The organism is Burkholderia sp. SIMBA_062 (assembly GCF_046534765.1).
Taxonomy (GTDB): Bacteria; Pseudomonadota; Gammaproteobacteria; order Burkholderiales; family Burkholderiaceae; genus Burkholderia; species Burkholderia ambifaria.
On the sequence record NZ_JAWRYD010000270.1, the window covers coordinates 1 to 271 of the forward strand.

Genomic DNA, 271 nt, shown 5'->3' on the forward strand with positions numbered 1-271 from the left:
GTCAGCTGGATGAAGCGTCGATAAGTAGTGACTTCTTGTGCAGTCCCATGGAGCTGTTGGGGATTCCGAGCATAAGCTTCATAGACTCGATGCCGTCAGGCGTAGATCAAATAGCTCTGCAGAAAGCCTTCTACGACGCGCTATCAGAACTCCCATTCTCGGTGCAGCTTGAGGCAGCTCGTGTAGCTCCAGGCGAAAAATGGAACAACGCGAGCGGCATCGAAGATCTTAATGCAGGGAAGGTGGAGCACCAGGCGAAAATTCCTGACCT

At 52.4% G+C, this 271-nt stretch carries 1 protein-coding gene; it reads left to right on the forward strand.

Annotated features, from left to right (window positions below; all coding sequences use genetic code 11):
- Positions 1–47: 47 nt before the first annotated feature.
- On the forward strand, positions 48–271 hold a 224-nt coding region (locus tag SB786_RS36320), incomplete at its 3' end, for a hypothetical protein (RefSeq protein ID WP_410731590.1).